The sequence below is a fragment of the Rhodanobacter umsongensis genome (genome assembly GCF_042654965.1).
Classification (GTDB): Bacteria; Pseudomonadota; Gammaproteobacteria; order Xanthomonadales; family Rhodanobacteraceae; genus Rhodanobacter; species Rhodanobacter umsongensis.
In genome coordinates this window covers 732,102-758,630 of sequence record NZ_JBHSMK010000009.1, presented here as the reverse complement: position 1 = coordinate 758,630, position 26,529 = coordinate 732,102, and the positions used below count along the sequence as shown (strand labels likewise).

Here is a 26,529-nt window from a genome sequence, read left to right as displayed (position 1 = left end):
ACGCACGGCACCGCGAATAACAAAGATTCGGGATCCACATGGCTAATATGTCGAGATGAAACGCATGTCACCGAGGTCAAAAGCGCCGGCAAATTTCTTTGCCTTCGTCATTGGGACACGCGCTCAGTTGATCAAGGTGGCCCCGGTCATAGTTCTGTGCGAGAGCAGGGGGATGCCAATATGTCTGCTGATGACCGGCCAGCACTTGGAAACTATCCAGGATCTTGTTGACGAATTTGGCATTCGTACACCCCTCACTCGAACCGTCGAGGCGATGGAGCGGTCGACTGTGGTTTCATTGTTGCGGTGGTTGCCGTCGGCATATTTTGGTCTTCGCAAAAGCCTGCAGAGAATCAAGGCGGAAAACGCCAATTTCGATGTGATTGTCCACGGAGATACGTTGTCGACGCTTATTGGGGCTTTCGCTGGCTGGCGCGTTGGTGCTCGGGTCGTGCACCTGGAAAGCGGTCTTACTTCCGGCAAGCTCTTTGATCCCTTCCCGGAAGAATTGTCTCGACGTGTCGTTTTCCGGCTTGTCGATGTGGCCATGTGCCCGAATGAGGCTGCGGCGGCATACATGAGAAGCAGACATCGCTGCAGGGTGGAGGATACGAGAGGCAATACGATTCTTGACGCCATTGCGATGGTTGGAGCAATGGATGTTGCCCGCAATCAGAAGCCGGCTTACCTGGTAGTTTCACTTCACCGATTTCAAAATATCTATGACTCGTCGCGTTTGCTGGAGCTGGTGACGTTGCTGGAGGCGACTGCATCGAAATATCCAATTCATTTTGTGTTGCATCCTGCAACCCGCAAGCGTCTGATTCACGAAAAGCTATTCGAGCGATTGGCCGCGGCTCCCGGAATGATCCTTTCGCCAAGACTAGGATATGGCGATTTTCTACGCCTCGCCGCGGGCGCGGCTTGCGTAATGACCGATGGTGGTTCAAACCAGGAAGAGTTGGCGGCCTTGGGAGTCCCGACTATTATCATGCGCAAGGCCACAGAACGGTCTGATGGGTTGGGCAGCAATGCCATGATGGAGGGGGATATATCCGAAGGAGTGCAGCCGTTTCTTTTGAAAGGTGAATTTGGGCGCTTGCTCGCCAGCCCCATTGCATTGGTGGCTGATGGACCCTCCGAGCGAGTGGTGCGGGCGCTATTGAAATGACGGATGCTGACTTGGTGGTTGTTTTGTTCCGCAAACTTCAAGCGGCTGGCGTTTAATCAAAGCAAGCTGCTCAGAAGGCTCTCCAATTTCGCCCCCTGCATTTGCCAGGTCAGGCGATTGCCGTAATCAGCGCTGGGCTTGGCAAGCATTTCAAGAATTCCCTTGGAAAGAGCTTCAGAACTGTCGGGAACCACGAGATGTTCTCGTTTTTCAGAGAGCATCCAGCGAACCGGTTCCGTCGCAGTGGCAATCACGGGTACCTCACAAGCCATGGCTTCGCACAATTTGGCCGGATAGCTGTAACGGCCGAAGCTGGTATCGGCCGTGATCACACATGAGATGTCGAGCGCATTGATCAGCTTGGGCAACAGTGCGTCAGCGACGTAACCTGTACCGATAACCCCCGGTTCCTTCAATGCGTGCTCGGGGGGACTGCCACTGAGCACCAGGCGAGGCCCAGGTTTCGCAAGCCGCGCCTGACGAAACGCTTCGAGAAGGACTTCCGTTCCGCGGCTCTGAGACCAGCTGCCGATATAGCCGATCAATGCCCCATCGATCGGCAAACCCAGCGTCTTGCGACATGTAATTTTGTCCAAAGGAAGGAACTCTGGATCCGCCGCCATGGCCAGGACCTCGACCGGATGTCCCGTTGGTCGCTGCGATTGCAGCTTCTGCGCCAACTGCGGACCAGCTGCTGTTACCAAGTCGGCAGCACGGATGGATCGTCGCCACAGTGCGTGTAGCGGCAGGTTCCATGGCATATAGGCTTCGTAGTTGTCATAGGCATCAATGGCAAGCCGCGCCTTCGTGCTGCTCGCCAGCTTCTGGGCCAGCCACCCATAGTAGGTATCGGAAACGCCGATTACCCAGTCAGGTTGGAACGAACTGGCAGATTGTTCCAGTTTGCGAAAGAGACTCAATGGCCCAAGCGTTCTCAGATCAAGGCTGCCCCATTCCACGCCTGCCATGCGAACCTGCGCAGACGGCAGGCGGCGATGGCTACATAACAGGACATGTACTTCATGACCCAGCGCGGCAAGTGCAACCGGCAGGTGATGGAAACGGCCATAGGGACGCTCGATCAGGTCGCGCTGTTGAGGGTGGCGTTTGCCAACAAATAAGAGCCGCAAGATTCCTCCGGTTGCGATCGCTATAGTCGTACCGTATATTCGTCAAGGCTCTGGAAGTCTAACTTCTTGCAGGTGGTGAGGTCAGTGCCAGACGCTGCAAACGGCGCGTGAGTCATCTGGAATTTGGCGAATTCGAACCATTCCGTGTCGTCAAAAAAGCGCGGACGATGGTATATCCCTTATGGCGCCGATTAAACGATGAGTATCAAGCTTTCCATCTGCATCGCCACTCGCAATCGTGGTGGATTTATCGGCGAAACCTTGGAGAGTATCGCAGCGCAGTGTACCAGCGTGGTCGAGATCGTCGTGCTGGACGGAGCATCGAGCGACAACACTGAGCAAGTCGTCGGCGCTCTTCAGAACACCATGCCGGCACTTCGCTACTTCAGGCAGGGGAAAAATGGCGGAGTGGATCGCGACTATGACACGGTCGTTGGCCTTGCGTTGGGAGAGTATTGCTGGTTGATGTCGGACGACGACTTGCTCCTTCCGGGTGCCGTTGACGCGGTATTGCGAGCAATCGAGCGCCATTTCAGTCTGATCGTGGTGAACACCGAAATCAGGAACCTCGACTTCTCCCAGCTGATTGATGGCAACAGGTTGAACTTCTTCGAAGATCGAATCTATTCCCCGTCTCAATTCGAGGCACTGTTCGAGGAAGTCTCGGGGCATCTGGGATATATCGGTGCAGTGGTAATCCGTCGCGATCTATGGGAAACGCGAGCGAGAGAACCGTACTATGGATCCTATTTCATACATGTCGGCGTGATCTTTCAGCTGCCCCTGCCGTGTGACACCTTGGTGATCAGCCAGCCGCTGGTCTCGATCAGGTTTGGCAACACACAATGGCGACCGAAAGAGTTCGAGATTCGGATGATCCGATGGACGGAACTCGTCTCCTCGCTTTCTTCGATATCGCCAGAGGTACGTGCTCGGTGCTATCGCCGTGAACCTTGGCGCAGCATCAAAAGCTTGATGTTCTACCGGGCCAAGGGAACCTACGATCTGGACGACTACCGGCGATGGATAAAGCCACGACTTGCATCACGGTGGCACAGATCAAAGGCCTACGTTGTGGCGTGCTTCCCTGGACCGCTCGCCAATCTGATTGGCTTGATTTTTTGCAGCTTCAAATACCACGACTCCACCATCCACTATCTCGACATGAAAGCGAGTCGGTTTTTTATCCGAAATTGGTTCAGGCACACCTGACATCCAATCGGGAAATCATTCAGGGCACATCCGATGAATACAGGTTCCGCCACCAGCGAGATGAAGGAAATCAGCAGATGCCGAATCAGCGGAAGCACGCATCTCGTGTCAGTCCTCAATCTAGGTCAGCAATCGTTGACTGGTGTCTTTCCGCGTGACCCGACACAAGCGGTTACTTGTGGACCGCTGGAGTTGGTCTGGTGTCCTGACAGCGGATTACTGCAACTCAAGCACTCATACAGCCTCTCCGAAATGTATGGAGACAATTATGGTTACCGATCGGGGTTGAACTCGTCGATGGTCGCGCACCTGAATGGGAAGGTGCGCGGATTGGAGCGGCAGCATCGGCTTGTATCGGGAGACTGGGTTCTGGACATTGGAAGCAATGATGGAACCTTGCTCAAGGCCTATGCCGCTTCCGGTATCCATCGCGTGGGCATGGATCCGACCGCGGGAAAGTTTCGGGATTTCTATCCCCCCGAAGTGGAAGTAGTGACGGATTTCTTCGATGGGGACCGCTTCCTCCGCGCCTCCCACGGGCACCTCGCCAAGATTATTACATCGATTGCCATGTTCTACGATCTGGAAGACCCAAGCGCTTTTGTTGGCGACATTGCGCGTGCATTGGCTCCGGATGGGGTGTGGCATTTTGAGCAAAGCTACATGCCATCGATGCTGCGAACCAATGCCTACGATACGGTTTGCCATGAACACCTTGAATTCTATTCACTCCGGGTAATACGGGATCTTCTGGCGCGTCACGCACTTCGCATCGTTGACGTGCAGATGAATAGCGTCAATGGTGGCAGCATTGCGGTCACTGCCTGCCACGAAAAGGCTGACATTCCCAGCGCCAGACCAATCATTGACTGGATGCTGCAGCAAGAGGACAACTGGGGTCTCAATTCGGTCAAGCCCTATAGACAGTTTGAGGATCGCGTGTTCAAACATCGCGCAGACCTACAAAGGCTGATTCAGACACTCGTGGCTGACGGCAAACTCATCCTTGGCTATGGTGCGTCAACCAAGGGCAATGTGCTGTTGCAGTTCTGCCAGTTTGGTCCTCAGCAGATCCCTGCTATCGCCGAAGTGAATGCGGAGAAGTTCGGGGCCTACACTCCGGGAACTCTGATTCCGATCATCTCGGAAGAGGACGCGCGCGCGATGCGACCGGATTATTTCCTGGTGCTGCCATGGCACTTCAAGTCCACGATCGTCCAACGGGAAAAGGAGTACTTGGCCTCCGGCGGAAAACTCATCTTTCCGCTACCGGAAATCGAAATCGTGGGCGACTGACGTTGCGCGCCCTGATCATTGGTCATGATGGCCAAGACGGCGGCATTCTCTGGAAACAGCTTGCCGCGCGTGACTTTTCACTACTTGGAGTTTCGCGACGCGGAATACGTGTTCATGCTTCCGAATGGAATGATGTCGTTGATATCACGGATTTTTTGGACGTAGAGCGGCTGGTCGCTGGCTTCAATCCGGATCAAATCTATTATCTGGCAGCGCATCATCACAGCTCGCAAGATTCGGGTAGCGCGGAAGGGGATGCGTGGCATGGAAGCTGGAATGTTCATGTGCACGCCTTCTCCAATATTCTGCGCGCGGCGAAAGACCACTGTCCCGACGTACGTATATTCTATGCGTCATCCTCTCGCGTGTTTGGTGAGGCTTTCGAGAGTCCGCAAGACGAAACCACGTTGATTGCTCCTTCCTGCGTTTATGGAGTCACGAAGGCGTCGGCGATGCTGTTGGCTGACTACTACGTCCGGGTACACGGTCTTTTCGTGTCTTGCGGGATTTTATTCAACCACGAATCGCCGGTGCGTGGCTCGCAGTTTGTTTCGCAGCGCATTGTCAACGGTTTGGTTGCGATCAAATATGGTCTGGCGAATGCGCTGGAGATAGGTAGTCTTGATGCACGTGTGGATTGGGGGTATGCACCTGATTACACGCGTGCGATGCAACTAATCCTTGAGTGTGACCAGGCTGGGATTTTCGTCGTCGCTTCTGGTCAAACTCACAGTGTCCGGGAAATGATTGCAGTAGCAGCGGAATATTTGCAGCTTTCCACGGAAGTACGCGTAATGGAAACGGCAAGTATTCTTCGGCGCCGGTCACAGGATTTGTGTGGAAATCCGTTTCTCTTGAGAAGTGTTACGGGATGGCAGCCAGTGATCGGATTTCATCAAATGGTCCGCATCTTGGTTGACGCAGCTGTGGCCCGTCACCATGGGCACGCTCCTTCGTTTCCCACCTAGAGCATAACGATACTCAGTATTTCCTGACAAAAACGCCGAAAAAAACCCTTTTGCCGAACCAAAGCAATGGAAGCACGTTGGCTAAGCAATAGGTTGTGACGGTGACCCACGGTATCCAAATGATTCCAACTCGTGCAACAACCCACACTTTGCCAACGATGCATAGCGCCGCGAATACACACGACGTGACCAACTGATAGCGCATAACGCTGGCCGCATTGAGGAACGTAGCGATCGCCGTGCCAGCCGCCTCCATAACGCACCAGCAGGCGAATCCCGCCAGCATGATCCCGGAGACTGCAATTGGGTGATGGACCCACAGGTCAATAATGGACCCAAAATCGGCTGCAAGGATCGTCGAACCGGTGGCCGCAAATATCACCGCCATAAACAGGGAGCGGCGTAAAGTACGTACTATCCACGCGTGATCTTCTGCGGCCAGCGCTTGGCGGTAGATCGGCCACAGTGGCGCCCATATCAATGAAAGCGCCAACGGAATTACGGAGAAAAGTCGCTGAACTATGGCATATGCCCCGGCTTCCGATGCTCCACGGAATATCGATATCAACGGTAAATCGGCAGAGAAGGCCAACGCAGCCGCCAACTGTAAGACGAAAAACATGAGTCCTTCACGGCGGATATTGAATCGAATTAACGAGCGTTCCCGCGAGGACGCTTGGGTTGTCATAGCGAGTTCGGGATCTCTCGAGAGATTATAGGTGTTAGCCAGCGATGCCAGCAATGGCGTGGCGACCGCTAGGGCAGTCAGCACGGATAAGGGCGCATGTGCAATGGCGAACGCGACTACGCCAGCGAGAGTGACTAACTGCCCAACTGCCTGCCAGCGAAAGGCGCGATCACCTCGCCCAATACCCAGTTGGACTCGGTTGGCCAAATTGAGTGGAATTGCGAGGATAACCGAGAACAGCACAGCCGCCGCCGCAATGCGGCCTTCCGTCGCCGTGACATACATCCCGAGCAAGTGGTTCCAAGGGACAAGTAGAGTCACCAACACTGCAATCGGCGCGAGGCACAATGCAACCCCAAGCAATGCTCGTCGACTTTCTTGCAGTATGTTCGCTACTTCTTCACGCGACTGCCGGCCATATGCTGCAGCGACCAAGTTCATTGTGCCATTCCCGAAGCCGAAATCCAGGAATCCAGTAAAGGTCACAAGTGAAACAAGTGTGGCCCATGCACCGAATTGTTCGGGACCCAGTGCTCGCAGGACGAACGGGACTGAGATGAATAGGTTGGCAGCAGCACTGCCTTTGGCGATTAAGGACCACATCCCGGTGTGCATTATCCGGCGTCCGCGGTTTCCTAACCAAGAATTACGCCCTGTAGACGGTGGTGGCGTGGGGGGGGCAGCCATCAAAATGGCTCGACGCGGCCACTCACCACGTCCAGAACTGGTAAGCCGCGTATCGAAGATTGGCGTTGATCGTATGAGAGGTAATTCAGACGATGTTGCCGATTGCGGCTGTCACGAAAGGTTGGTGTAGTAAATGCCTCCGCAATGCTGATTTCGCGCATATGGCTACTAAGCAGATCCGTTCGTAGATAGTAAGCGTTGTTGCCGGCACTGTTGGTACCGATCAATGCATAGCCTTTCGTCCGCGCGAGTAAGGTGAGCGCAGCGAGTGATGCCCCGAAGTACTGCCCCGAATAGTGTGCATCAAACCGGCGAAAATCACTACTGTAAGGAACGGTGACTGCCCGCTCGCTGCCAAAGAGGGCGTTGTATTCCATGATGCAGATACTAGGCGAAGTGCAGCGAATCGCCTCCCAGAGCCAGTAATCATTTCCGTCGACGTCAATATGCAGCAGGCCGATCTCTTCGCCCGCGGCCCAATCCCCGACCAAGGAATTAACATTATCGCGTGTAACAAAGCACGGGAGAGCAGTCAATCCATAGCGCCAGAACCATTTTCTACGGTGCAGACGATTGATGTTCTCAGGAGAACCATCCATCACCAGACCGGTCCAGTTATTGTTGACCATCAAGAATCGTGTATTCGATTCCGAATAATCCTCAATGCCGAACTCGACGAAACGCTTTGGCGTCGATGGGAGGTGGCTGACGATCCACTGGATGATTCCGTCATCGCCCCATTGGGAGTAGACCCGGAACTCGACGTCGTGGAGGGACGATACGTGTTGTTTGCCAGCGACTTGTTGCGCCAGAAACCCACCGAGTAGTTCGAGCGTGCGCTCATGAGCGTCGCTACCTTGGACCCATGTCCTGACGCGACGGTAATAGCTGATTATCTGAGCAAGGCTCATTGCTGGGCACTCCGGTCAGCCACCGCAGGCAACTGATTGCAAAACCAGCGATATGTTTCGGCAAGACCTGGCGTCAATTCGATCTTTGGGGCCCACCCACGGTTGGACAGCCGGGAAGTGTCCAGTAATTTACGCGGCGTACCATCGGGCCGACTTTTATCGAAGTGTAGTTCTCCCTGGTAGCCCACGGCGCTTGCGATGATGCGTGCGAGTTCTGCAATGGTCACTTCTATTCCAGAGCCAACATTTGTCCCGTAGTCAGGGGAGCAATCGTTCATCAGGAATAATAGCGCATCGGCTAGATCGTCGACGTGCATGAACTCGCGGAGTGGGCGGCCGCTCCCCCATATCGAGACGGATGGTGCTTTAGCCTGTTTGGCTTCATGAAAGCGTCGAATCAGCGCAGGCACAACGTGAGAATCTTCCGGATGAAAATTGTCGCCGGGCCCATACAGATTGGTTGGCATTGCGCAGATCGCATCGAAACCGTACTGTTGGCGATATGCTTGACACATTTTCAAGCCGGCAATCTTTGCAATGGCATACCACTCGTTGGTCGATTCCAGTGGACCAGTCAGCAGATACTCTTCTTTTATCGGTTGTGGGCACTCGCGTGGATAGATGCAGGACGAACCGAGGAACAGCAGTTTCTTGGCGCCATGCTTCCAGGCGCTGTGGATGACGTTGGTCTGGATCGCGAGATTGTCGCGAATGAATTCGGCGGGATAGGTGCTGTTGGCATGGATGCCACCGACCTTGGCGGCAGCCAGAAATACGTATTCGGGCTTTTCACCTACAAAGAATTGTTCGACCTGCGTCTCACTAGTCAGATCGAGTTGTTCATGCGTTCGCAGTAAGAGGTTGTTTGCGCCTTCTGCGAGAAGACGCCGCACGATGGCCGAGCCAACCAGTCCGCGATGGCCGGCAACGTAGATGCGTCCGTGTGTGTCCATGGTCGAATTATTCGTGATGGTTGGGCGAGGCATAACCGGCACTGTTGACCAGCGCATCACGCCGGGCCAGCTGTAGATCGGCCAGCATCATCTCACGCACCAGCTCTTTGAAATCGGTGCGCGCGTGCCATCCGAGTTGCCGACGTGCCTTGCTCGGGTCGCCCAGCAATGTTTCGACTTCTGCCGGACGGAAATAGCGGGGATCGATGGCCACGATCCGCTGCCCGCATTTGACGGCACTATCGGGGGGGGCGCTGTCGACGATTCCACGCTCTTCGACGCCACTACCAACCCACTCGATGCAAATACCCAGTTCGCCGGCGGCGCCGTCCACGAACTCCCGCACCGAATGCTGGATCCCGGTGGCAATCACGAAATCTTCTGGGCTGTCCTGTTGAAGCATCAACCATTGGGCCTCGACGAAGTCGCGTGCATGGCCCCAGTCGCGGCGTGCATCGAGGTTGCCCAAGTGGAGGCAATCCTCCTGACCCAGATGAATGCGCGCAAGGGCACGGGTGATCTTGCGGGTGACGAAGGTTTCGCCGCGCCGCGGCGATTCATGGTTGAACAAGATGCCGTTGCAGGCGTACAGGCCGTAAGCCTCGCGATAGTTCACTGTGATCCAGTAAGCGTAAAGTTTGGCCACGCCGTACGGCGAGCGGGGATAGAACGGCGTGGCTTCCGACTGCGGGACTTGTTGCACCTTGCCGTAGAGTTCCGAGGTGGATGCTTGGTAGAAACGCGTCTTGTGCCCCATCCCCAAGATGCGGATCGCTTCCAACATCCTCAGCGTACCCATGGCATCGGTGTTGGCGGTGTATTCAGGCGTCTCGAACGATACCTGTACATGGCTCTGCGCGCCGAGGTTGTAGATCTCGTCCGGCTGCACTTGCTGGATGATCCGTATCAGGTTGGTGGCATCGGTCAGGTCGCCGTAGTGCAAGAAAAACCGTTGCCCCGTTTCATGTGGGTCCTGATAGAGGTGGTTGACGCGCTCGGTGTTGAATGACGATGCCCGGCGCTTGATGCCATGAACCTCATAGCCCTTCTCCAGCAAAAATTCTGCCAGGTAGGCGCCATCCTGGCCGGTGATTCCAGAAATAAGTGCTCGCTTCACGAGGTTCATCGCCTGATGGGGATCGGAAGTTGTCAGTCTAGCGTTGTCGGTGCCTGCGCCCGCGCGTAGGGTACCTTTTGGTACCTTTTTGTCACTCGCGCGGTAGCCGGGCCAATTGCTCCCGCAAGGGGGCAAGGCTATTGTTCAACCGACCGCCGATATTGAGTCGCTCCAATTGCTGCAACGCCTGAGCGGCTTCATTCGTGCGGCCCTGGGCAACCATCATCCGGATAAAAGTGATCTGATAAGCGGCTTCATTTGGGCTGGTTTCGATGGCTTCCTTTGTCATTCGCATACCCAGCTCCTTGTCATTCAATACGTTCCAGGCGTAATCGCCGTAGGTAGCAAGTAGACGCGCGCTGGGATGGGGATGTGCGAGCGCAGCCATGAACGCGTCCACCATGCGGTCTTGAGGCAGGTCGCAGCGATTTTCCCGCGCACATTGAGTCAACGCACCCAACGAACTTTCGTCCTGCACCCCCGGTGTGTGTGCCTTGAGTTTGGCAATCAGACTACGCCACCAGGAATCTTTTAGTGGCAGATGCATCTTCGCGTTCATGAAGATCAAGGCTTGCTCGGGGAGAATCGATGAACCCGGCAAGGCCGCGGATCTCTCCAGCGGAGCGTAGGCAAGTGATGTAAAAGGCGAGGCTGGATCGTAGTGCGAATAGATGATACAGGTTCGACCCAATTCATACTGGGATCTTGGAGAGTCTGGCGCACGGGACGCAAGGTCTTCGGCTAGCCGCAACGGATCACCCCACGCGTAGGATGTCAGAGCGGTCAGAGCGGCCCAGCACAAGAACAACCCCCCAAGCAAAACGTGACGGGGCAGGGCAAAGGGTCGGTTGCACGGTGCCGCCAGTACCGGCACGACCGCCATGAGCAGCCCGAAGCTGGCGAAATAATTTCGGTGTTCGTATATCAGTTCCAGCGGAAGGATGGTTCCGGTTAGGAGATGGCATCCAAGGAAGAGCGCCATGCCCATGGCAACCAAGGGTTTGCGCGATCGTAGCCAGATGCCCGCACCGATAAAGATGATCAGAAATGCAATGCTGCCAAGCGTGCTCCAGGGAGTGGTCAATCCCACTGATATGCGAAAATCATCGTGATAGAACGAAAGCGCACTGGGCATAGGTAGAAGAGTCCACGCTATGTAGTGAACGACAATGCGTGCTTCGCTGAGCAGGCGCGTACCGAGGGTGAAGTCGCGCGAAGCCCATGTTTCGGGTTTCAACAAGCCCGGAACCAGCCAGACCAAGCCAAGTAGCATTGGTAGAACCAGAACGAGCAGATGAAGACCGACGACGCGCAAGTCGCGTTGGGGTGCTTTTACTTCGACATACCTGATTTCGATCGATTTGCCGAACCGAAACAGCACCCATTCGGTTAGCAGTGCATAGAGCGGCAACATGACCGCCGTTTCCTTGGCAAGAAGGCCAAAAGCTGTTGGAATGGTGATGCTGATCAGGCAAAGAACAAAGCCGGGAAAGTTTGGAAAAAAGCCGAAATTCCCGTTGCCTGCTAACGAATTGTCAGAGGTGTCGGCAAGCATCCGGCGACGGCCATTGACATAGCCGATCAAGCCAATCAATACGAATAGATTGGCCATGCTCTCCATGCGCTGGACGACATACAGCACGCCGGTCAGGTTGATCGGCAGCAGCAACCAGCCACCGGCGACCAGCGCGCCAACTACGCCAGCCCGGGCCATACCGCTCTCCACCGCAGGAAAACGATTCGCCATCGGCGCATCTTCTTTCCGTACCAGTAGTAGCGCCCTTGCCAGCAGAAAAACCAGCAGCCCGTTCAGCAGGTGAATGACGAGGTTGGTCACCTTCATCCAGAACGGATCAAGGCCACTGGTCAGGTAGTTGATCGCAAAACTGAGCGAGGCGAGCGGACGCTTGAGATCGCTCGCTGGTGAGGAGAGGGCTGCGTTGATCAATGAAGGCAGACTCGCATCTGGCGGTTGTACCCCGTGGTTGTCGACAATGTTGGGGTAGTCGTCGAACAGGTAACTGCCTTGAAGACCGGGCCAATACACGGCGGCTGTGATTGCCAGAAACAAGAGCACTAGCCATAGGCCACTACGGCGAGACGAGAGCAATTTCATAGGCACATCGGGCACTCAATAGGTCATGCATCGTACCGGACACATGGGTGCTGGTCTGGTCAGCCGCCCACCTGCTTTGTCGTCGTTGGTTGCGGGGTTGCCGCGCTCGAAGATTTGCCGGGAAGCGTGGATGAGGTTTGCGGATTCGTTGGGATGACAATTGGACACTTCTTGCCAATCGCGGCATTGTCGAAATCGCTCTGCCACGCCGAGTTGACGATGCGAGGGCGAGCATGCCATTGCTGGCTGAACAGACTCCACGTCTCGTCATGGCTGGGGAAATTCGCGCCAGCCATATCGACTAGTGACTCGAAAGTGTTCGCACTGAGCGTACGTTTTCCCGCATGGACACGCAGGTTGGTCACGCGGTCCGGAAACTGTTGAGCATAGGCCTCTGAATACCAGAAAAAAGCCGGAATCTGGAACTCGAAACTGGTGCCGAGACCATGCCCCGTGAAGTCGCATGTCGGCGTCACCAGCATTTCGCCATGGTCCGACTCGAACCATAATGCGGTCGTGGCATCGCTGCGATGCAGAATGTTGATCGCTTCGGCGAGGACGTGGTCGGTATACAAAATCGTGTTGTCGTAACTGTTCCATATGCGACGGCCTTGGAGAACTCTGTCGTCATGATCGGAATAGGTGGGGCGGAAGCGTTTGAAGCTTGCTGGATAACGATAGTCGTAGCCCAAGTGGCTTCCCATCATGTGCAATATAATGAATAAATCGCGGGTTGAATCATGCAGTGCGTCGCGCAGGGGCTCCAGCAGGTCCTCGTCATAGCTCCCCGGCGCCGCCCATGAGGCGTGATTCAGCCATTGGACGTGCTGGGCCTGATAGGCATACATCGACACGGGCGAATCGAACTTGCCAATAGCCAGCTGGTTGGAGATCCAGTAGGTTTCGTAGCCCGCCTCTTGCATCGCCCGCAAAATCGAGGCCTCGTCGAATGTAGTGTCTTTGCTCGTGATTGGTTGTCGCGTCAAGATCTGCGGGATGGCATCGATGGATTCCGGCCATGAGGTCACCATGTTCCCAATCGGTACCAGATTCGCGACACGGCTTAGTTCGGGATTGGTAGCGCGCGGGTAGCCGAAAAGCTGCCAATTGGCGCGCCGGCTGCTTTCACCGATTACCAGTACATACACCTGGCGTTGATGTATTGGGCTGACGCGGTGTGCGTGAAAGCGAAATGAGTCCAGACGTGAGGCGTTGGCGCGCATGGCGGCCCATTCTGTCCGATACTCGGCTACGCGCTGAAACACTCCAAATGGATAGCCAGGTTCGACCTGTGCTCCCAGCGTCGACCACAGGTTCGTTGTGCTGCGCATACGCTGGCGCAGATCCCCTGGCGTTGTTGCGAGCGTTACCGCCATGGTAACGAGCGGCGTGGCAATCGCGATGGCAAGAATCCACGATCGTCCGTGGCCGCGCCAGCGTATGTGCCCGCCTGCACAGCACCGTGCGGCCAGCAGCGCCAGGATCACGGCGGCCAATAGACACAGCACGATGGGGATCAATGCGTCGCCCAGATATTCGCGTGTTTCTCTAGGATTGGTGGCGACCAATGTGGCGATGATCTCGGCTGAGGTGGGATGGTGATAGGTGGCGACGAAGAACGCCTCGATCGGGGCCAGCAACGCAAATGGAGCCAGCAGGAGGCAGACTAGCCATGGTGTGTCGCCCAGCAGTGCGAAAAACACCAGCATTAGGATGACTGGCACCACCAAGGCCTGAATCCACAGCGCAATGCCGTGTCCGTGCCACCACCAGATCAGGTTGGGCAGGATCAACAATGCAACCAGTGAGAACAACGCGATCACCGCCCACTTGCGACGTGAAGTGAATCCCTGAGTCATGATTGATTTTTTTGATCCGATGGCGAGGTGTGTTGTCCGCTGGATGCGTGAGTATCGACAGGCGACTGGTCGCTGGGGGCTACGTGCTCTTTCGCCTGCTCAAGCAGGGTGGCGCGTAAGTGCTTGAGTTCATGCGGCCAGTAGTTCTGCCGCGTCAGCACCCACTCATGCACTGTTGGCATGCCAAAGTCCGGTGGTATGACCTGATCTTTTTCCTGTTGATAGTGATCAAGTAATTGGATGCCCTGCGTGGGGTAGCCGGCGGCACCCAGCCTTGCGGCGACTTCCAGTGCGAATCCGGGGCGGATTTGCAAATCCAGCGCGCGGAGATAGTCCTCAAGCGCCGCATCAGGCTGGTGCTGTGCGAGTGCAATGCAGCCTCGCATGTAGAGGAAGTCCTGTTGTCGGCCGGTGCCTGCCAGCTTTGGGTTCTGGAGCCCATCGTTGATCAGATCGAGCAGGACTGCCGGCGTCAAGCCGGGGCAATCGCCGGTCACTGCTACCTGCAGGGTGCGGTCAAACCAGTTGGTAAACAACGATCCCGTGTTGGCGCTACCGCGCATGGCGGTGCGCGCTGCGGCGATGTCGTCCGGTCTGATTCCGCCGGTCATGCAGCGCGCGCCGATCAGGTTGAAGGCAAGTTGTACCTGGTCAGGTTGGGTGGTGAGCAGTTTTTCCAGTCGGCGTGCTGCGTCGTGTGGGTGACCGGCTTGCATCTGGACTTGCGCGGCGTTGGTCTGTGCTCTAGCCGAGTTGGGGTTGATGTCTGCCCAAATCAGTGCTTGTGCGTGCACATCGCCCCACACCTCGGTACTAGCATGGGTCATCAGCGCCAAGCCGAGCGGCAGCACAATCATCAGGCCACGCTTGAGTAAGGACCGTGTCCGGGTATCCGCCAGCCACAGCCCCAACGGCCAGAACATCAGTAATGCGGGCACGTAATTGCGATGTTCGAAATACAGCTCCAAACCAATCGATGTGGATTCGAGCAGCTGTCCTGCGAAGTAAAACAGGATAACCAGCGACCACTCGGGGCGGTATTTGCGCAACCGCCAGGCGACGCCGATCATTATAAGAACGGCAATGATGGCCGGTAATGTTGTTGCGGGGTGCAACAACGAGGCTGATGCGATGTATTGGTCGTTGAACAGTCCACTCGAAAACGCTCGCGGCACCCACAACAACGACAGGTAATCCAGCAGTATTCGCGGCTCAGTCAACAGGCGTTGCGTGGTCGACCAAGGCCGTACTCCTATGTTGTCACCTTGCAACACGCCAAGTACGGCGATACGAGTCAGGTACGCAAGAATGGCCGTCGCAGGAACAACCCCCAGTATCCACATGACGCCGCGATGGGCGAGTATCGCCTGCCCCGAAGGCAATGCGTACCGCGGTTTCAAGACAATGACTTCTATCAGCAGTGCATAGAAAGGCAACAGGGCGCCGTTGGCTTTGGCCAGGATGCCCAGCAGGGTGAAACCGCCTAGTCCAATCACGCTCCAGATCAGCCCGCTGCGGATGTTTCCTCGGGACAGTTGATCGCGCCCATGTAGCCAGATCAGAAGACCAGCCAGTACGCAAGTAGCGGGCAGCATCGCTTCGCGCTGGACGATATACAGGGTGGTGGATACTAGCAGCGGATGCAGCAGCCATAGCGCGGCGCCGAGCAGGGCGCCGATCTGATAGTCGCGGTATTCAAACGCAAATAATCGGCCAAGTTTGGAGAGCAGCGCATACAGCAACGCGCCGTTGAGCAGGTGCAAAATCAAGCTGGTGCGTTTGAACGGGTATGGATCAGCTGGCCAGTTGCGCGCGTCGAGCAGGAAGGTTAGCAGGGTCAACGGCCGACCGGTGGGATCGGCGGTGCCAGCGGTGATGTAACGCCAGAAGTTGGGCCAAGTGTCGATGGGGCCGGTCGCACCCAACGCCGGCAGATTCGCGAAATCGTCGAACAGGAAGCCGCCTTGCAAGCCGGGCCAGTAGGCGGCCAGCGTCAGTGACATGAATGCCGCCAGGGCGAGGAGTGGCTTTATGGTGTGGCGATGGGGCATGTACCGTCCGAAAAAAAAGGGCCGCCTAAGGCGGCCCTTCTGGGTATATGTCTTGCGGAAATTATTTGCGGCAGGAGGTCGGAAGATACTTGTCCGGCACTGTGCCACCGGCGCAATGCCACTCAACACTACCGCCGTGGGTGATGGCCGAAAGAACCAAGGTGCTCGGAGCGGTCGAGATGGCTTTATTGGCCTTGGGGCCGCCATAAGTGGCGGTAATCAGGCCAGCGGTCACAGCAACCTTGCTCACGTACTGACCAGAGATGCTGGAATCTTTGGCGAGACCTGCAGACGCATTGTTAGTAGGGAAAACGCCCCTGTTGCTGTAGAACTCGCCGATTGCGGTCTTGGCACCATCGGCCAACACAGCACCTTCAGACACCTGTGTGCGAATCAGATAGTCCTGGTAAGCCGGGATGGCGATGGCAGCAAGGATCGCGATGATCGCAACCACGATCATCAGTTCGATCAGGGTAAAGCCCTTCTGCATACTCTTCTTCATGGTGGTTCCTCTGTATTGGTTAGCTAACCGTTTGATGCCCCCTGAGCCCCAGTCCCGTGTCCCCCTAGGCGGGATCGGACCCCATACTCATGGTCAGGAACGACCAGGAAGCTCGCGGTAGAATCAAGCAGGTTATGTGCCACTTCTACCGCAGGTGTATTCCCGCACAACCGCAGGCATGGGGATTGTGCCTCTCGTCACGAAAGGCCGCAAGCGTTGTCTCGCCCCGTCTCCGAGTGCGCAAAATGTGATTTCAGTGGCGATCCTGTCATCTGTCGCGAGCGGGCAAATAGTGACGTTATTTGTCAGTTTGTGCGGTGGGCGTTGTAGATCGGCAAAGCTACTTCCGGCAAGTCGTAGGCAGGTACTTGTCCGCGACTGTTCCACCATTGCAACTCCAGGTGATGCTTCCAGAGTGGGTGATGGCAGAAAGTACCAGGGTGCTGGCTTTAATGCTGTTGTTGGCCTTGGGTCCGGCGAACGCGACCGTAATTTTGCCGGCAGGAGCCAGATCGAGGCTGGAAACGTATTCGCCGACGATTGAGGTATTTTTTGCCAGGCCTGCGGATTCGTTGGATCTAGGGAGCCGTCCTGTATTGGAGACGAAGTCCCATTCCGCCGCCTTGGCGCCGGTGGCCAGAACCATGCCTTCACTAACTTGCGTGCGCACCAGATAATCCTGGTACGCCGGAATCGCAATGGCAGCAAGGACCGCGATGATCGCCACCACGATCATCAGTTCAATCAAGGTAAAACCGGCGGAAATGCGCTCGCGCAACATGGTGTACTCCCCTGTGAGTGGCCATGAGACAGGCACGTTTTGTACCAAATGTGAAGAACTGGTGTGCGCTGGATCACACGGTGACAGGGAAGAAGCTTGGCTCGTTGGAAGGGGCGACCGGGTTGGCAAAGGGCGTGCTGCTTGCGTCGACTCCGCGCCACGCTTACCGTCGGGGTTTCGCCCAACCCTGAGGACAACCGATGAAACCCCTGATTGCAGCGATGCTGCTCGCGTTGGCTGTTGCGCCCGCGATGGCGGGCGATGTTGTGGACACTGCCTTCGTCAAGACCGAGGGCGTGCATGCATTCAATGTGCGCGACCTGGTGATGATGGATCGGGTCGGCGATCCGCAGCTGTCGCCGGACGGGCGATATGCCGCGTTTGGCGTGCGCAGCACGGATTACGCGGCGAACAAGGGTGTCAACGCGGTCTATGTGCTGGACCTGAGCAAGGACGGCCAGCCGGTGAAGGTGGTGGACAAGGGTAGTTCGGCGCGCTGGTCGGCGGATGGGCGCAGCCTGTATTTCGTGGCGCCGGCCAAGGGCGTGGCGCAGTTGTGGCGAGTGGATCTGGGCGGCAAGGGTGGTTTGAATCTTGCCAAACATGCGGCGGCTGTACAGGTGAGTCACGGCGTGCTGGATCTGGGTGGCTACAAGCTGTCACCGGATGGCAAGCAGGTACTGCTGTCGTATGAGGTGTTCACCGACTGCACCACGCTGATGTGCACCCAGCAGCGCGTCGCGGCACGCGACAAGGACAAGGCGAGCGGCACGCTCTACACCAAATTGTTCGTGCGGCATTGGGATACCTGGTCCAATGGCGGGCGCAACCAGTTGTTCGTCGCGGGCTTCGACGGCAAGGGGCAGTTGCCCGCCGAACCGAAACTGCTGAGCCGCGGCATCGATGGCGACATTCCGAGCAAGCCCTTCGGCGACGAGGGCGAGTTCGCGTTTGCGCCGGATGGCAAGAGCGTGTACTTCGACGTGCGCATTGCGGGCACGACCGAACCGTGGTCGACCAATTTCGACGTGTACAGCGTGCCGGTGGATGGCTCGGCCCTGCCGAAGAATCTCACCGTCGACAATAAGGCATGGGATGCATTTCCGGTGGCGTCACCGGACGGGAAGACGCTGTACTACCTGGCGATGAAGACGCCGGGTTTCGAGGCCGATCGCTTCGCGGTCATGGCGCTGGATCTGGCCAGCGGCACCCGGCGTGAAGTGGATCCGAACTGGGATCGTTCGCCTGGTGGCCTGACGATTTCCGCCGACGGCAAGACGCTGTATGCCACCGCCGACGACAACGGCCAGCATCCGCTGTTCGCGATCGACGCAGCCAGCGGCAAGGTCAGCCAGCTGGTGGGTGAGGGCACGGTAGGCGGCTATTCCATGGCTGCCGGCAAGTTGCTGCTGACACGTGATGATCTGAAGCGCCCGGCAGACGTCTATCTTGCTCAAGCCGATGGCAGCGCGCTGAAGCGGGTCACCCACTACAACGCGGCAGCCCTGAGGAACGCGAAGGTCGGCGATTTCGAGTTTTTCAACTTCAAGGGGGCGAACAACGCAACGGTGCAGGGCTACGTGGTCAAGCCGGTCGACTACCAGAGCGGCAAGACTTATCCGGTGGCGTTCATCATCCACGGCGGTCCGCAGGGCGCGATGGAGAACGGCTGGAGTTACCGCTGGAATCCCCAGACTTATGCCGGCCAGGGCTTTGCCGTGGTGACGGTGAACTTCCACGGTTCCACCGGTTACGGCCAGGCCTTCACCGACGCGATCTCCGGCGACTGGGGCGGCAAGCCGCTGGAGGATCTGAAGCTGGGCTGGAAGGCGGCGCTCGACAAGTACAGCTTCCTCGACGGCGATCGCGCCTGCGCGCTCGGCGCCAGCTACGGCGGCTACATGACGTACTGGATTGCCGGTGTGTGGAACCAGCCGTGGAAGTGCCTGATCGATCATGACGGCGTGTTCGACACGCGCGCGATGTACTACGACACCGAGGAGCTGTGGTTCGAGGAGCGCGAGAACGGCGGCACGCAGTACGAGCATCCGGAGAACTACGAGAAGTTCAACCCGCTCAACCACGTCAAGGACTGGCGCGTGCCGATGCTGGTAGTGCATAGCGGCAACGATTTCCGCATCCCGATCACCCAGGGCCTGGGCGCGTTCACGGCATTGCAGCGCCGCGGCATCCCCAGTGAATTCCTGACTTTTCCGGACGAGAACCACTGGGTGCTGAAGCCGCACAACAGCGTGCAGTGGCACGACGCGGTCAATGGGTGGTTGAAGAAATGGACGGCCAAGGACGCGCAGGGCGCAGTGTCGCACTGAGGCATCCCGCGCAATGAAAACGGCGGCCTTTGAGCCGCCGCTTTTTCATGTCTGTCCGAAGAGAGGCTGCGGATCATGTCCGCATCCCGATGCGGAAACGATCAAAACCACTTGGCCCGCTTCAGGCCCAGGTAGATGCCGCCGACGACCAGGATCATCACCGTGATCATCGCCGGATACGCCCAGGGCTTGCCGAGCTCGGGCATGTGCTGGAAGTTCATGCCGTACCAGCTGGTGAGCAGGGTCGGGGCGGCGAGCATGGCAGCCCAGCCGGCCAGTTTCTTCATCACTTCGTTCTGGCCGAAGCTGACCAGCGACAGGTTCACGGTGATGGCTGCTGCGAGCATTTCTCGCATGGCGCCGATGGATTCGTTGACGCGGAACACGTGGTCGTGGACGTCGCGGAAATACGCACGCAGCTCATCCGGGATCAGGCTCGGGTGCAGCCGTACCAATTGGCTGATGATGTCCTGCAGCGGTGCTACCGCCAGGCGCAGCGTCATCAGGTCGCGCTGCATGTCGTACAGCCGGTGCACGGTGCTGCGTTTGAAGGTTTCGGCGAAGATGTCCTGTTCCAGCTGCTGCAGCTCTTCGCGGAAGTCGCGCACGATCGGCAGCAGGTTGTCGACGATGAAATCGAGCACCCCATACAGCGCATAGCTGGGTCCGTTCGCCAGCAGTTTCGGCGTGTGTTCGCAGGTGCGCCGCGCCGGGGCGTAGGACAGCGAGGCACCATGGCGAACGGTGACCAGATAGCGCGGACCGAAGAAGATGTGCGTTTCGCCGAAGGCGAGATGGCTGTCGATCAGCTGGGCTGTCTGCACCACCAGGAACAGCGAGTCGCCGTAGGTTTCGATCTTGGTGCGCTGATGCGCGCTGTGCGCATCTTCGATCGCCAGATCATGCAGGCCGAATTCTTCCTGCAGCTTCAGCAGCAGGTACTCGTCCGGTTCGTGCAGGCCGACCCAGACGAAGGTATCCGGTTGTGCCAGCACATCGCTGATCGCGTCGAGCGTGACGTCGCCGATCCGGCTGCCATCCTTGCGATACGCAATGCAATTGACCACCATCGGCTGGGGGGGCATCGGTGGGGACGGCGCTGGCGGGGCGAGCAGGTTCATGCACGCATCATGCCCCGCGCTGGGAGATGGGGCAATTGCGCCTCGCTGCGCGCTAGCGGTTTCGGCGCAGGCTCCAGGCCAGTGCCAGCCAGCACGGCAGGGCAAACAGCAGCCAAGGCAGGTTCTGCTGCGTGGTGCCTGGCAGGAGGTGCAGCAACACGGCGGCCACGATGGCGAGCAGTTGCAGCACGATCACGCCGTCGATGAATCGCGAAGCGGCGAAGCCACGGCGTGAGCGCCACAGCGTCGGCAGCAACAGCAAGGCCAGCGGATTGAACAGCAGCAGGTTGGCGTTGGCCCACGCTGAGTGATGCGTGGTGAGCGTCCACAGCGCCAGTAGAACCAGGCCAATGAGGGTGGCTGAAACCAGATACAGGGTGCCGAGCAGGGCGTAGCCCGTCGGCCACCGGCGCCGCGTCATCACGAGGATCGCGCCGAAGAACAGACCGGCGAAGGCGAGCGGTACCCGCAAATCGGGGGCTGCCGCCGGCGGCACCTCCAGTCGATTGGGCGAGGTCAGCTGTTCGTCGCGCACCAGCGGCCGCAACCGGCCGTTGCCGTCATCGACGCGGACTTCGCGCAACTGGTCCTGCAGCACTTCGGGCAGGAAACTTTCCTGCCACGCGTTGAGCGGTTGATCGGCATAAGGCCCCAGGCCCAGATCGATCGCCAGCATCAGCCAGGGCTGCGCACTCATCAGGCGATCGGTCTGCTGGCGATAGGTCATGCCGCCGGCGCGCGGGGTCAGCTGCGCTTCCATCACGCCGCCCAAGGCCTTGTTCAGCGCGTCGCGCACACGCGTGGTGCAATTGTCGGCGTAGTAATCGTAGTCGTAGCGGGCATTTTCCGGGCGCAGGTTCCACAGCAGAAAGTCGCGCAGGGCAGCTGCCTGGTCGGCCGTCATCGCCAGTGCCTGCCGGGTGACCGAGCGGCCGCTCCCGATGTAGAAGCGTTCATCGACATCGCTGGGAGCCGCATCCATCAGGTAGTGCATGCGACCGCGGGCGAAGTTGAGGAAGAAATTCTCCTCGTTGAAATCGAACACCCCATAGTTGAAGTTGATCGCCTCGCCCGAGGCGCGGTCGCGCAGTTCGATCGCGTCGTGGCCGAAGCGCTCCCAGTAGGTTTCGCCCGGGCCGTAAGTTACCAGCGACACCTCGAGATTCGCGCCCGGTGCATTGGCGACGCCGGCATGGACGGGTGGGAGTGCGACAAGCAGCAGCAAGACGAATAGAAGCGCGTGTAGACGAGGGCGGATTCGCAGCGTGGAATGGGTCATGCAGACGCCTGTGCGCTTTTGCTCCTCCCGGGTTTGCGGGAGGCGGTAGGGAAGATGCTGTTTGCAGTGTAGCGGCAAGCGCTTCACCTCACGCCAGCCATTCCTGCGACCGAAGGGAGTCCCGTGAGGGGACAGTCAGTGGGCAAGACGAGCTACTTACGCATTACGCGGAACTGCTGCACGCGTCGGTCGTCGGCTTCGGTGACGTGGAACCGGTAGTCGCCGATGCACACCTCCTCGCCGACCTCCGGCAGATGGCCGAACTCGGAGGTCACCATGCCGCCGACGGTGTCGTATTCCTCGTCGGAGAAATCGGCGCCGGTCTGTTCGTTGAAATCCTCGATCGGAGTCAGTGCACTGACCAGCCAGCCGCCGCCGGGCTGTTCGTGCATCAGCTCGGGCTCTTCCTCGTCATCGTGTTCGTCGTCGATCTCGCCGACGATCTGCTCGAGCACGTCCTCGATGGTGATCAGCCCGGCGACACCGCCATATTCGTTGACCACCAGCGCCATGTGATTGCGCGAAAGCCGGAACTCCTCCAGCAACACGTTCAGGCGCATCGATTCGGGAATAAGCACGGCCGGGCGCAGGATGGTGCGGATGTCGAAATGCTCCGCCGCGCCGAAGAACTTGAGCAGATCCTTGGCCAGCAGGATGCCGAGGATCTCGTCCTTGTCGTCGCCGTGTACAGGGAAGCGCGAGTGGCCCGATTCGACCACGGCAGCGAGGATATCGGGCAGCGGCGACTCGGCCGCCAGCATCACGATCTGCGCGCGCGGCACCATCACGTCGTCCACGCTCAGTTCGGTGACCTTGATCGCACCCTCGACCATGGTGAGGGTGTCGACGGACAGCAGTCCGTTGGTCTGGGCGGAGCGCAGCTCCTCGATCAGCTCGCTGCGGTTGCGTGGCTCGCCGGAAAACATGTGGCCCAGACGGTCCCACCAGGTACGGTGTGCCGGGCCGCTGGTACTGCCAGGGTCGTCGTTCATCACTCGTTGGAATTCAGCCCGAAACCGGGCGGAAGGCCGATTCTAGCCGAAAAACCGTGACGGTTCGGGGCACAGGGCCTGGAGCTGCCTCACCTGCCATGCCCGATTGCCCGGGCTTGTCGCCGTAGCCCGCTGGCGGCGATGCGCTTGGCACGAGCACGACCTTTAGGCGTACGGATCGGCGATGCCCAGGCCGGCGAGGATACGCGTTTCCAGTGTCTCCATGGTCTCGGCTTCGGCGTCTTCGATGTGGTCGTAGCCGAGCAGGTGCAGCACGCCATGGATGGTCAGGTGGGCCCAGTGATCGCGCGGCCGCTTGCCCTGTTCGGCGGCTTCGCGCAGCACCACCGGCGCACAGATCGCCAGGTCGCCGATCAGCGGCAGCGCCACGCCCGGCGGCAACTCGGCGGGAAACGACAACACGTTGGTGGCGTAGTCCTTGCCCCGGTAGTCGCGGTTGAGCGCGCAGCCTTCGTCGAGATCGACGATGCGTATCGCCAGCTCTGCCGGTTTGCGCCGCCTGGCGCCGCGCAGCGCGGCTTCCGCCCAGCGGCGAAAACTGGCCGCGGAGGGTAGGCCGGCGCGGGGTACCGCGTAACCGACGGCGAGGGCGAGTTGCCGGCTCAAGGAGCGTCCTCGTCCTTTTGTTCGAATGCCTCGTACGCGCGCACGATCTTCGCCACCAGCGGATGGCGCACCACGTCTCGCGAGGTGAAGAACGTGAAGCTGATCCCGCTGACGTCGCGCAGCACTTCCACCGCCTGGCGCAGACCCGAGCGGGTGTTGCGCGGCAGGTCGACCTGGGTGACGTCGCCGGTGATCACCGCGACCGTGCCGAAACCGATGCGGGTCAGGAACATCTTCATCTGCTCGACCGTGGTGTTCTGCGCCTCGTCGAGAATCACGTACGAATCGTTGAGGGTGCGCCCGCGCATGTACGCGAGCGGGGCGATCTCGATCACGTTGCGCTCGATCAGCTTGGCCACCTTCTCGAAGCCGAGCATCTCGTACAGGGCGTCGTACAGCGGGCGCAGGTAGGGATCGACCTTCTGCGACAGATCGCCGGGCAGGAAGCCGAGCTTTTCGCCGGCCTCCACCGCCGGCCGCACCAGCAGCAGGCGCTGCACGCGGTTCGCCTCCAGCGCCTCGACCGCGCTGGCCACGGCCAGATAGGTTTTGCCGGTGCCGGCCGGGCCCACGCCGAAATTGATGTCGTGACTGGCGATCGCGTGCAGATAGCGCGCCTGGTTCGCGCCGCGGCCCTTGATCACGCCGCGCTTGACCCGGATCGCCACTTCCTGGGTACCCTCGGTCGACGGTTCGGTGATCGCGTCGATGCCCGATTCGGCCAGGTGCAGGTTGATTCGCGCGCCGGTCAGCGATTCGTCCCCGGTGGTGGCGTACAGCGAGCGCAGCACTTTTTCGGCGGCTCGGGCCGGCGCATTTTCGCCGATCACCTGGAAGATGCCGCCGCGATGGTTGATCTCCACACCGAGCCGCAATTCGATCTGCCGCAGGTGCTCATCGAACGACCCGCACAAGTTGGCCAGGCGGGCGTTGTCTTCGGGGTCAAGGGTGAAGTCGCGCTGGTTGAGTTCGCTCATAGGGCCGCGAGAGTAGCGCGCCGCTGGTGGAAGGGCCATCACGAGGGGGCTCGGCTATTGGCCAGGAGCAGGCAATTTGCGAAAAATTAAATTATGAATTAATTTATGGGAATGAACACTTCGGCCAGACCTGCAGCACCCCGCAAGCGCCGCGCCGGGCGTCCCAGCGGAGATGACCAGGACCTGCGCGCGCACTTGCTGGGCGTCGCGACAACGCAGTTCTCGCGCATGGGCATCGCGGCGACATCGCTGCGGATGATTGCCGGCGAGGCGAACGTGACGCCGGCCATGCTGCATTACTACTTCGGCGACAAGCCCCGCCTGGTCCAGGCCGTGATCGACGAGCAGCTGCTGCCGGCGTTGATGCCGTTGCGTGCGCAGATGAAACGCGCCGGCAGCGATCCCGCCGTGCTGATCGAGGCGTTCGTGAGCGGCATCGCTGGCGTGATGTCGAGTCATCCATGGCTGCCTACGCTGTGGGTGCGCGAGGTGCTGTGCGAAGGCGGCGAGTTGCGCGAGGTGCTGTTCGATCAGGTCGTTCCGGGCCTGCCGCAATGGCTGGCGCAGTGTTTCGCGGCGGCCCAGGCGGATGGACGGCTGAACGCCGATCTGGATCCGCGCCTGCTGGTGGTTTCACTGGTCGGTCTTACCCTGTTTCCCGCCGCTGGCGCACCGATCTGGCGTCGTGCATTCGGCGCCGAAGGGCTGGGACCGGAGGTCATGCTCAAACATACGCTTGCGCTGCTCGATCGCGGCGTGGGCACAGCGACATCAGGAGAAGCCGCATGAACGTCGTACGCATGATTCGCCGGATGGCCGTCCTGTTCGTCGTCGCCGGTCTTGCCGCCTGCAGCAAGCCGCCACCGCAGGCGTTGGGCACGCTTGAATACGATCGCATCACCCTGCCGGCGCCGGCCGCCGAACGCATCGTGGCGATCGACGTGCGCGAGGGTGAGCAGGTCGGGGCGGGCCAGCCACTGCTGCAACTGGACCCCACGCATGCCCGCTCCGAACTCGCTGCCGCCGAAGCGCAGGCGCAGCAGCAACGCGAGGTGCTGGCCGAACTCAGGACCGGGCCGCGCAGCGAGGAAATCGACAAGGCGCGAGCGAACCTGGCGGCGGCACTCGCGCAGGCGCGCGAGGCACGTGCTTATTACGCACGGCTGGCGCCCCTGAAAGGCAAGGGTTACGTGGCCGCAGCCGATCTCGATCGGGCCCGCGCGTCGGCTGGCGATGCCGGCGGACAAGTGGCGGCGGCTAGGGCCGCGCTGGACCAACTGCTGCATGGCACCCGCCCGGAGCAGATCGCGCAGGCGCAGGCCGCACTTGCGGCGGCGGTTGCGCAGGCCAGCGCGCAGCAGGTGCTGCTGGGCAAACTGGCCATCGTGGCACCGCGCGCCGGACGCATCGACAGCCTGCCGTACAGGCTCGGCGACCAGGCCCCCGTCGGTGCGCCGGTGGCGATCCTGCTGGCCGGCGATGCGCCGTACGCGCGCATCTACGTGCCCGAGCCGCTTCGCGCCGGCGTGCATCTCGGCGACGCGATCCAGGTGTTCGTTGCCGGACGCGACAAGCCGTATGCAGGCAAGGTGCGGATGATCCGCAGCGAGCCGAACTTCACCCCGTACTACGCGCTGACCGGCGATGACGCCGCGCGGCTGAGCTACCTGGCCGAAGTCACGCTTGGCACGGATGCTCTCGAGCTGCCCGCCGGCCTGCCGGTACGCGTCGAGTTCCGCGGGTCCACAAGGTGACGGCCGA

The 26,529-nt window shown here is 59.0% G+C and carries 22 protein-coding genes; 7 read left to right on the top strand and 15 right to left on the bottom strand.

The features are described 5' to 3' along the window. The first annotated feature begins 55 nt into the window (after positions 1–55). Positions 56–1,171 carry a UDP-N-acetylglucosamine 2-epimerase gene (locus ACFPME_RS16130; RefSeq protein ID WP_377306690.1) on the top strand — a complete coding sequence of 372 codons (1,116 nt, stop codon included), beginning with the start codon at positions 56–58 and terminating at the stop codon, positions 1,169–1,171. Between the two features lie 56 nt (positions 1,172–1,227). Here ACFPME_RS16130 and ACFPME_RS16125 read toward each other — a convergent pair whose 3' ends face one another. Then, entirely contained in the window at positions 1,228–2,301 is a 1,074-nt protein-coding gene (locus tag ACFPME_RS16125; RefSeq protein WP_377306689.1) for a glycosyltransferase family 4 protein, read from the bottom strand. Between the two features lie 198 nt (positions 2,302–2,499). Here ACFPME_RS16125 and ACFPME_RS16120 point away from each other — a divergent pair, with 198 nt between their 5' ends. The 3 genes from ACFPME_RS16120 to ACFPME_RS16110 are packed head-to-tail and all read left to right on the top strand — an operon-like array spanning position 2,500 to position 5,777. Next, positions 2,500–3,513 (top strand): glycosyltransferase family 2 protein, encoded by a 1,014-nt coding sequence (locus ACFPME_RS16120; protein ID WP_377306688.1) that lies wholly within the window; start codon positions 2,500–2,502, stop codon positions 3,511–3,513. A gap of 33 nt (positions 3,514–3,546) precedes the next feature. Further along, positions 3,547–4,809, top strand: a complete 1,263-nt coding sequence (locus ACFPME_RS16115) for a class I SAM-dependent methyltransferase (protein ID WP_377306687.1) — start codon at positions 3,547–3,549, stop codon at positions 4,807–4,809. 2 nt (positions 4,810–4,811) lie between these two features. Then, positions 4,812–5,777, top strand: coding sequence for a GDP-mannose 4,6-dehydratase (locus ACFPME_RS16110; protein WP_377306686.1), 966 nt, complete (start codon positions 4,812–4,814; stop codon positions 5,775–5,777). A gap of 13 nt (positions 5,778–5,790) precedes the next feature. On the opposite strand, the gene ACFPME_RS16105 is transcribed toward ACFPME_RS16110, so the two are convergent. From ACFPME_RS16105 to ACFPME_RS16065, 9 genes are all read right to left on the bottom strand, one after another. Next, positions 5,791–7,080, bottom strand: coding sequence for a lipopolysaccharide biosynthesis protein (locus ACFPME_RS16105; RefSeq protein ID WP_377306685.1), 1,290 nt, complete (start codon positions 7,078–7,080; stop codon positions 5,791–5,793). Positions 7,081–7,151: 71 nt separating this feature from the next. Beyond that, complete coding sequence (locus ACFPME_RS16100; protein ID WP_377306684.1) at positions 7,152–8,063, bottom strand: hypothetical protein; 912 nt, start codon at positions 8,061–8,063, stop codon at positions 7,152–7,154. Further along, on the bottom strand, positions 8,060–9,016 hold the full coding sequence (locus ACFPME_RS16095) for a GDP-L-fucose synthase family protein (RefSeq protein WP_377306683.1): 957 nt from the start codon (positions 9,014–9,016) through the stop codon (positions 8,060–8,062). Before ACFPME_RS16095 ends, ACFPME_RS16100 begins: the two co-directional genes overlap by 4 nt. A gap of 7 nt (positions 9,017–9,023) precedes the next feature. Next, on the bottom strand, positions 9,024–10,142 hold the full coding sequence (gmd, locus tag ACFPME_RS16090) for a GDP-mannose 4,6-dehydratase (protein ID WP_377306682.1): 1,119 nt from the start codon (positions 10,140–10,142) through the stop codon (positions 9,024–9,026). A gap of 82 nt (positions 10,143–10,224) precedes the next feature. Beyond that, positions 10,225–12,249 carry a hypothetical protein gene (locus ACFPME_RS16085; RefSeq protein ID WP_377306681.1) on the bottom strand — a complete coding sequence of 675 codons (2,025 nt, stop codon included), beginning with the start codon at positions 12,247–12,249 and terminating at the stop codon, positions 10,225–10,227. A 59-nt stretch (positions 12,250–12,308) separates the two neighbouring features. Continuing rightward, the gene (locus ACFPME_RS16080; protein ID WP_377306680.1) at positions 12,309–14,108 is read right to left on the bottom strand and encodes a phosphoethanolamine transferase; all 1,800 of its coding nucleotides are present in this window, start codon (positions 14,106–14,108) and stop codon (positions 12,309–12,311) included. Next, on the bottom strand, positions 14,105–16,111 hold the full coding sequence (locus ACFPME_RS16075; protein ID WP_377306679.1) for a tetratricopeptide repeat protein: 2,007 nt from the start codon (positions 16,109–16,111) through the stop codon (positions 14,105–14,107). The genes ACFPME_RS16080 and ACFPME_RS16075 overlap by 4 nt, the downstream gene beginning before the upstream one ends. 109 nt (positions 16,112–16,220) lie before the next feature. Continuing rightward, positions 16,221–16,661 carry a pilin gene (locus ACFPME_RS16070; RefSeq protein ID WP_377306678.1) on the bottom strand — a complete coding sequence of 147 codons (441 nt, stop codon included), beginning with the start codon at positions 16,659–16,661 and terminating at the stop codon, positions 16,221–16,223. A gap of 340 nt (positions 16,662–17,001) precedes the next feature. Next, positions 17,002–17,442, bottom strand: coding sequence for a pilin (locus ACFPME_RS16065; protein WP_377306677.1), 441 nt, complete (start codon positions 17,440–17,442; stop codon positions 17,002–17,004). A 200-nt stretch (positions 17,443–17,642) separates the two neighbouring features. Between ACFPME_RS16065 and ACFPME_RS16060 the strand changes: the two genes are divergently transcribed. Then, the gene (locus ACFPME_RS16060; protein WP_377306676.1) at positions 17,643–19,772 is read left to right on the top strand and encodes a dipeptidyl-peptidase 5; all 2,130 of its coding nucleotides are present in this window, start codon (positions 17,643–17,645) and stop codon (positions 19,770–19,772) included. A gap of 101 nt (positions 19,773–19,873) precedes the next feature. Here ACFPME_RS16060 and ACFPME_RS16055 read toward each other — a convergent pair whose 3' ends face one another. The 5 genes from ACFPME_RS16055 to ACFPME_RS16035 all read right to left on the bottom strand — a co-directional run bounded on the left by ACFPME_RS16055 (position 19,874) and on the right by ACFPME_RS16035 (position 24,768). After that, positions 19,874–20,893, bottom strand: coding sequence for a magnesium and cobalt transport protein CorA (locus ACFPME_RS16055; RefSeq protein ID WP_377306675.1), 1,020 nt, complete (start codon positions 20,891–20,893; stop codon positions 19,874–19,876). A 52-nt stretch (positions 20,894–20,945) separates the two neighbouring features. After that, on the bottom strand, positions 20,946–22,172 hold the full coding sequence (locus ACFPME_RS16050; RefSeq protein ID WP_377306674.1) for a lipoprotein N-acyltransferase Lnb domain-containing protein: 1,227 nt from the start codon (positions 22,170–22,172) through the stop codon (positions 20,946–20,948). A 152-nt stretch (positions 22,173–22,324) separates the two neighbouring features. After that, on the bottom strand, positions 22,325–23,164 hold the full coding sequence (locus ACFPME_RS16045; RefSeq protein WP_377306672.1) for an HlyC/CorC family transporter: 840 nt from the start codon (positions 23,162–23,164) through the stop codon (positions 22,325–22,327). Positions 23,165–23,329: 165 nt separating this feature from the next. Then, entirely contained in the window at positions 23,330–23,791 is a 462-nt protein-coding gene (gene ybeY / locus ACFPME_RS16040) for an rRNA maturation RNase YbeY (protein ID WP_377306671.1), read from the bottom strand. Then, positions 23,788–24,768 (bottom strand): PhoH family protein, encoded by a 981-nt coding sequence (locus ACFPME_RS16035; RefSeq protein ID WP_377306670.1) that lies wholly within the window; start codon positions 24,766–24,768, stop codon positions 23,788–23,790. Before ACFPME_RS16035 ends, ybeY begins: the two co-directional genes overlap by 4 nt. A gap of 105 nt (positions 24,769–24,873) precedes the next feature. Between ACFPME_RS16035 and ACFPME_RS16030 the strand changes: the two genes are divergently transcribed. Next, entirely contained in the window at positions 24,874–25,557 is a 684-nt protein-coding gene (locus ACFPME_RS16030) for a TetR/AcrR family transcriptional regulator (RefSeq protein WP_377306669.1), read from the top strand. Beyond that, positions 25,554–26,522: an HlyD family secretion protein gene (locus ACFPME_RS16025; protein WP_377306668.1), complete on the top strand. Its 969-nt coding sequence runs from the start codon at positions 25,554–25,556 to the stop codon at positions 26,520–26,522. Before ACFPME_RS16030 ends, ACFPME_RS16025 begins: the two co-directional genes overlap by 4 nt. The last annotated feature ends 7 nt before the right edge of the window (positions 26,523–26,529 follow it).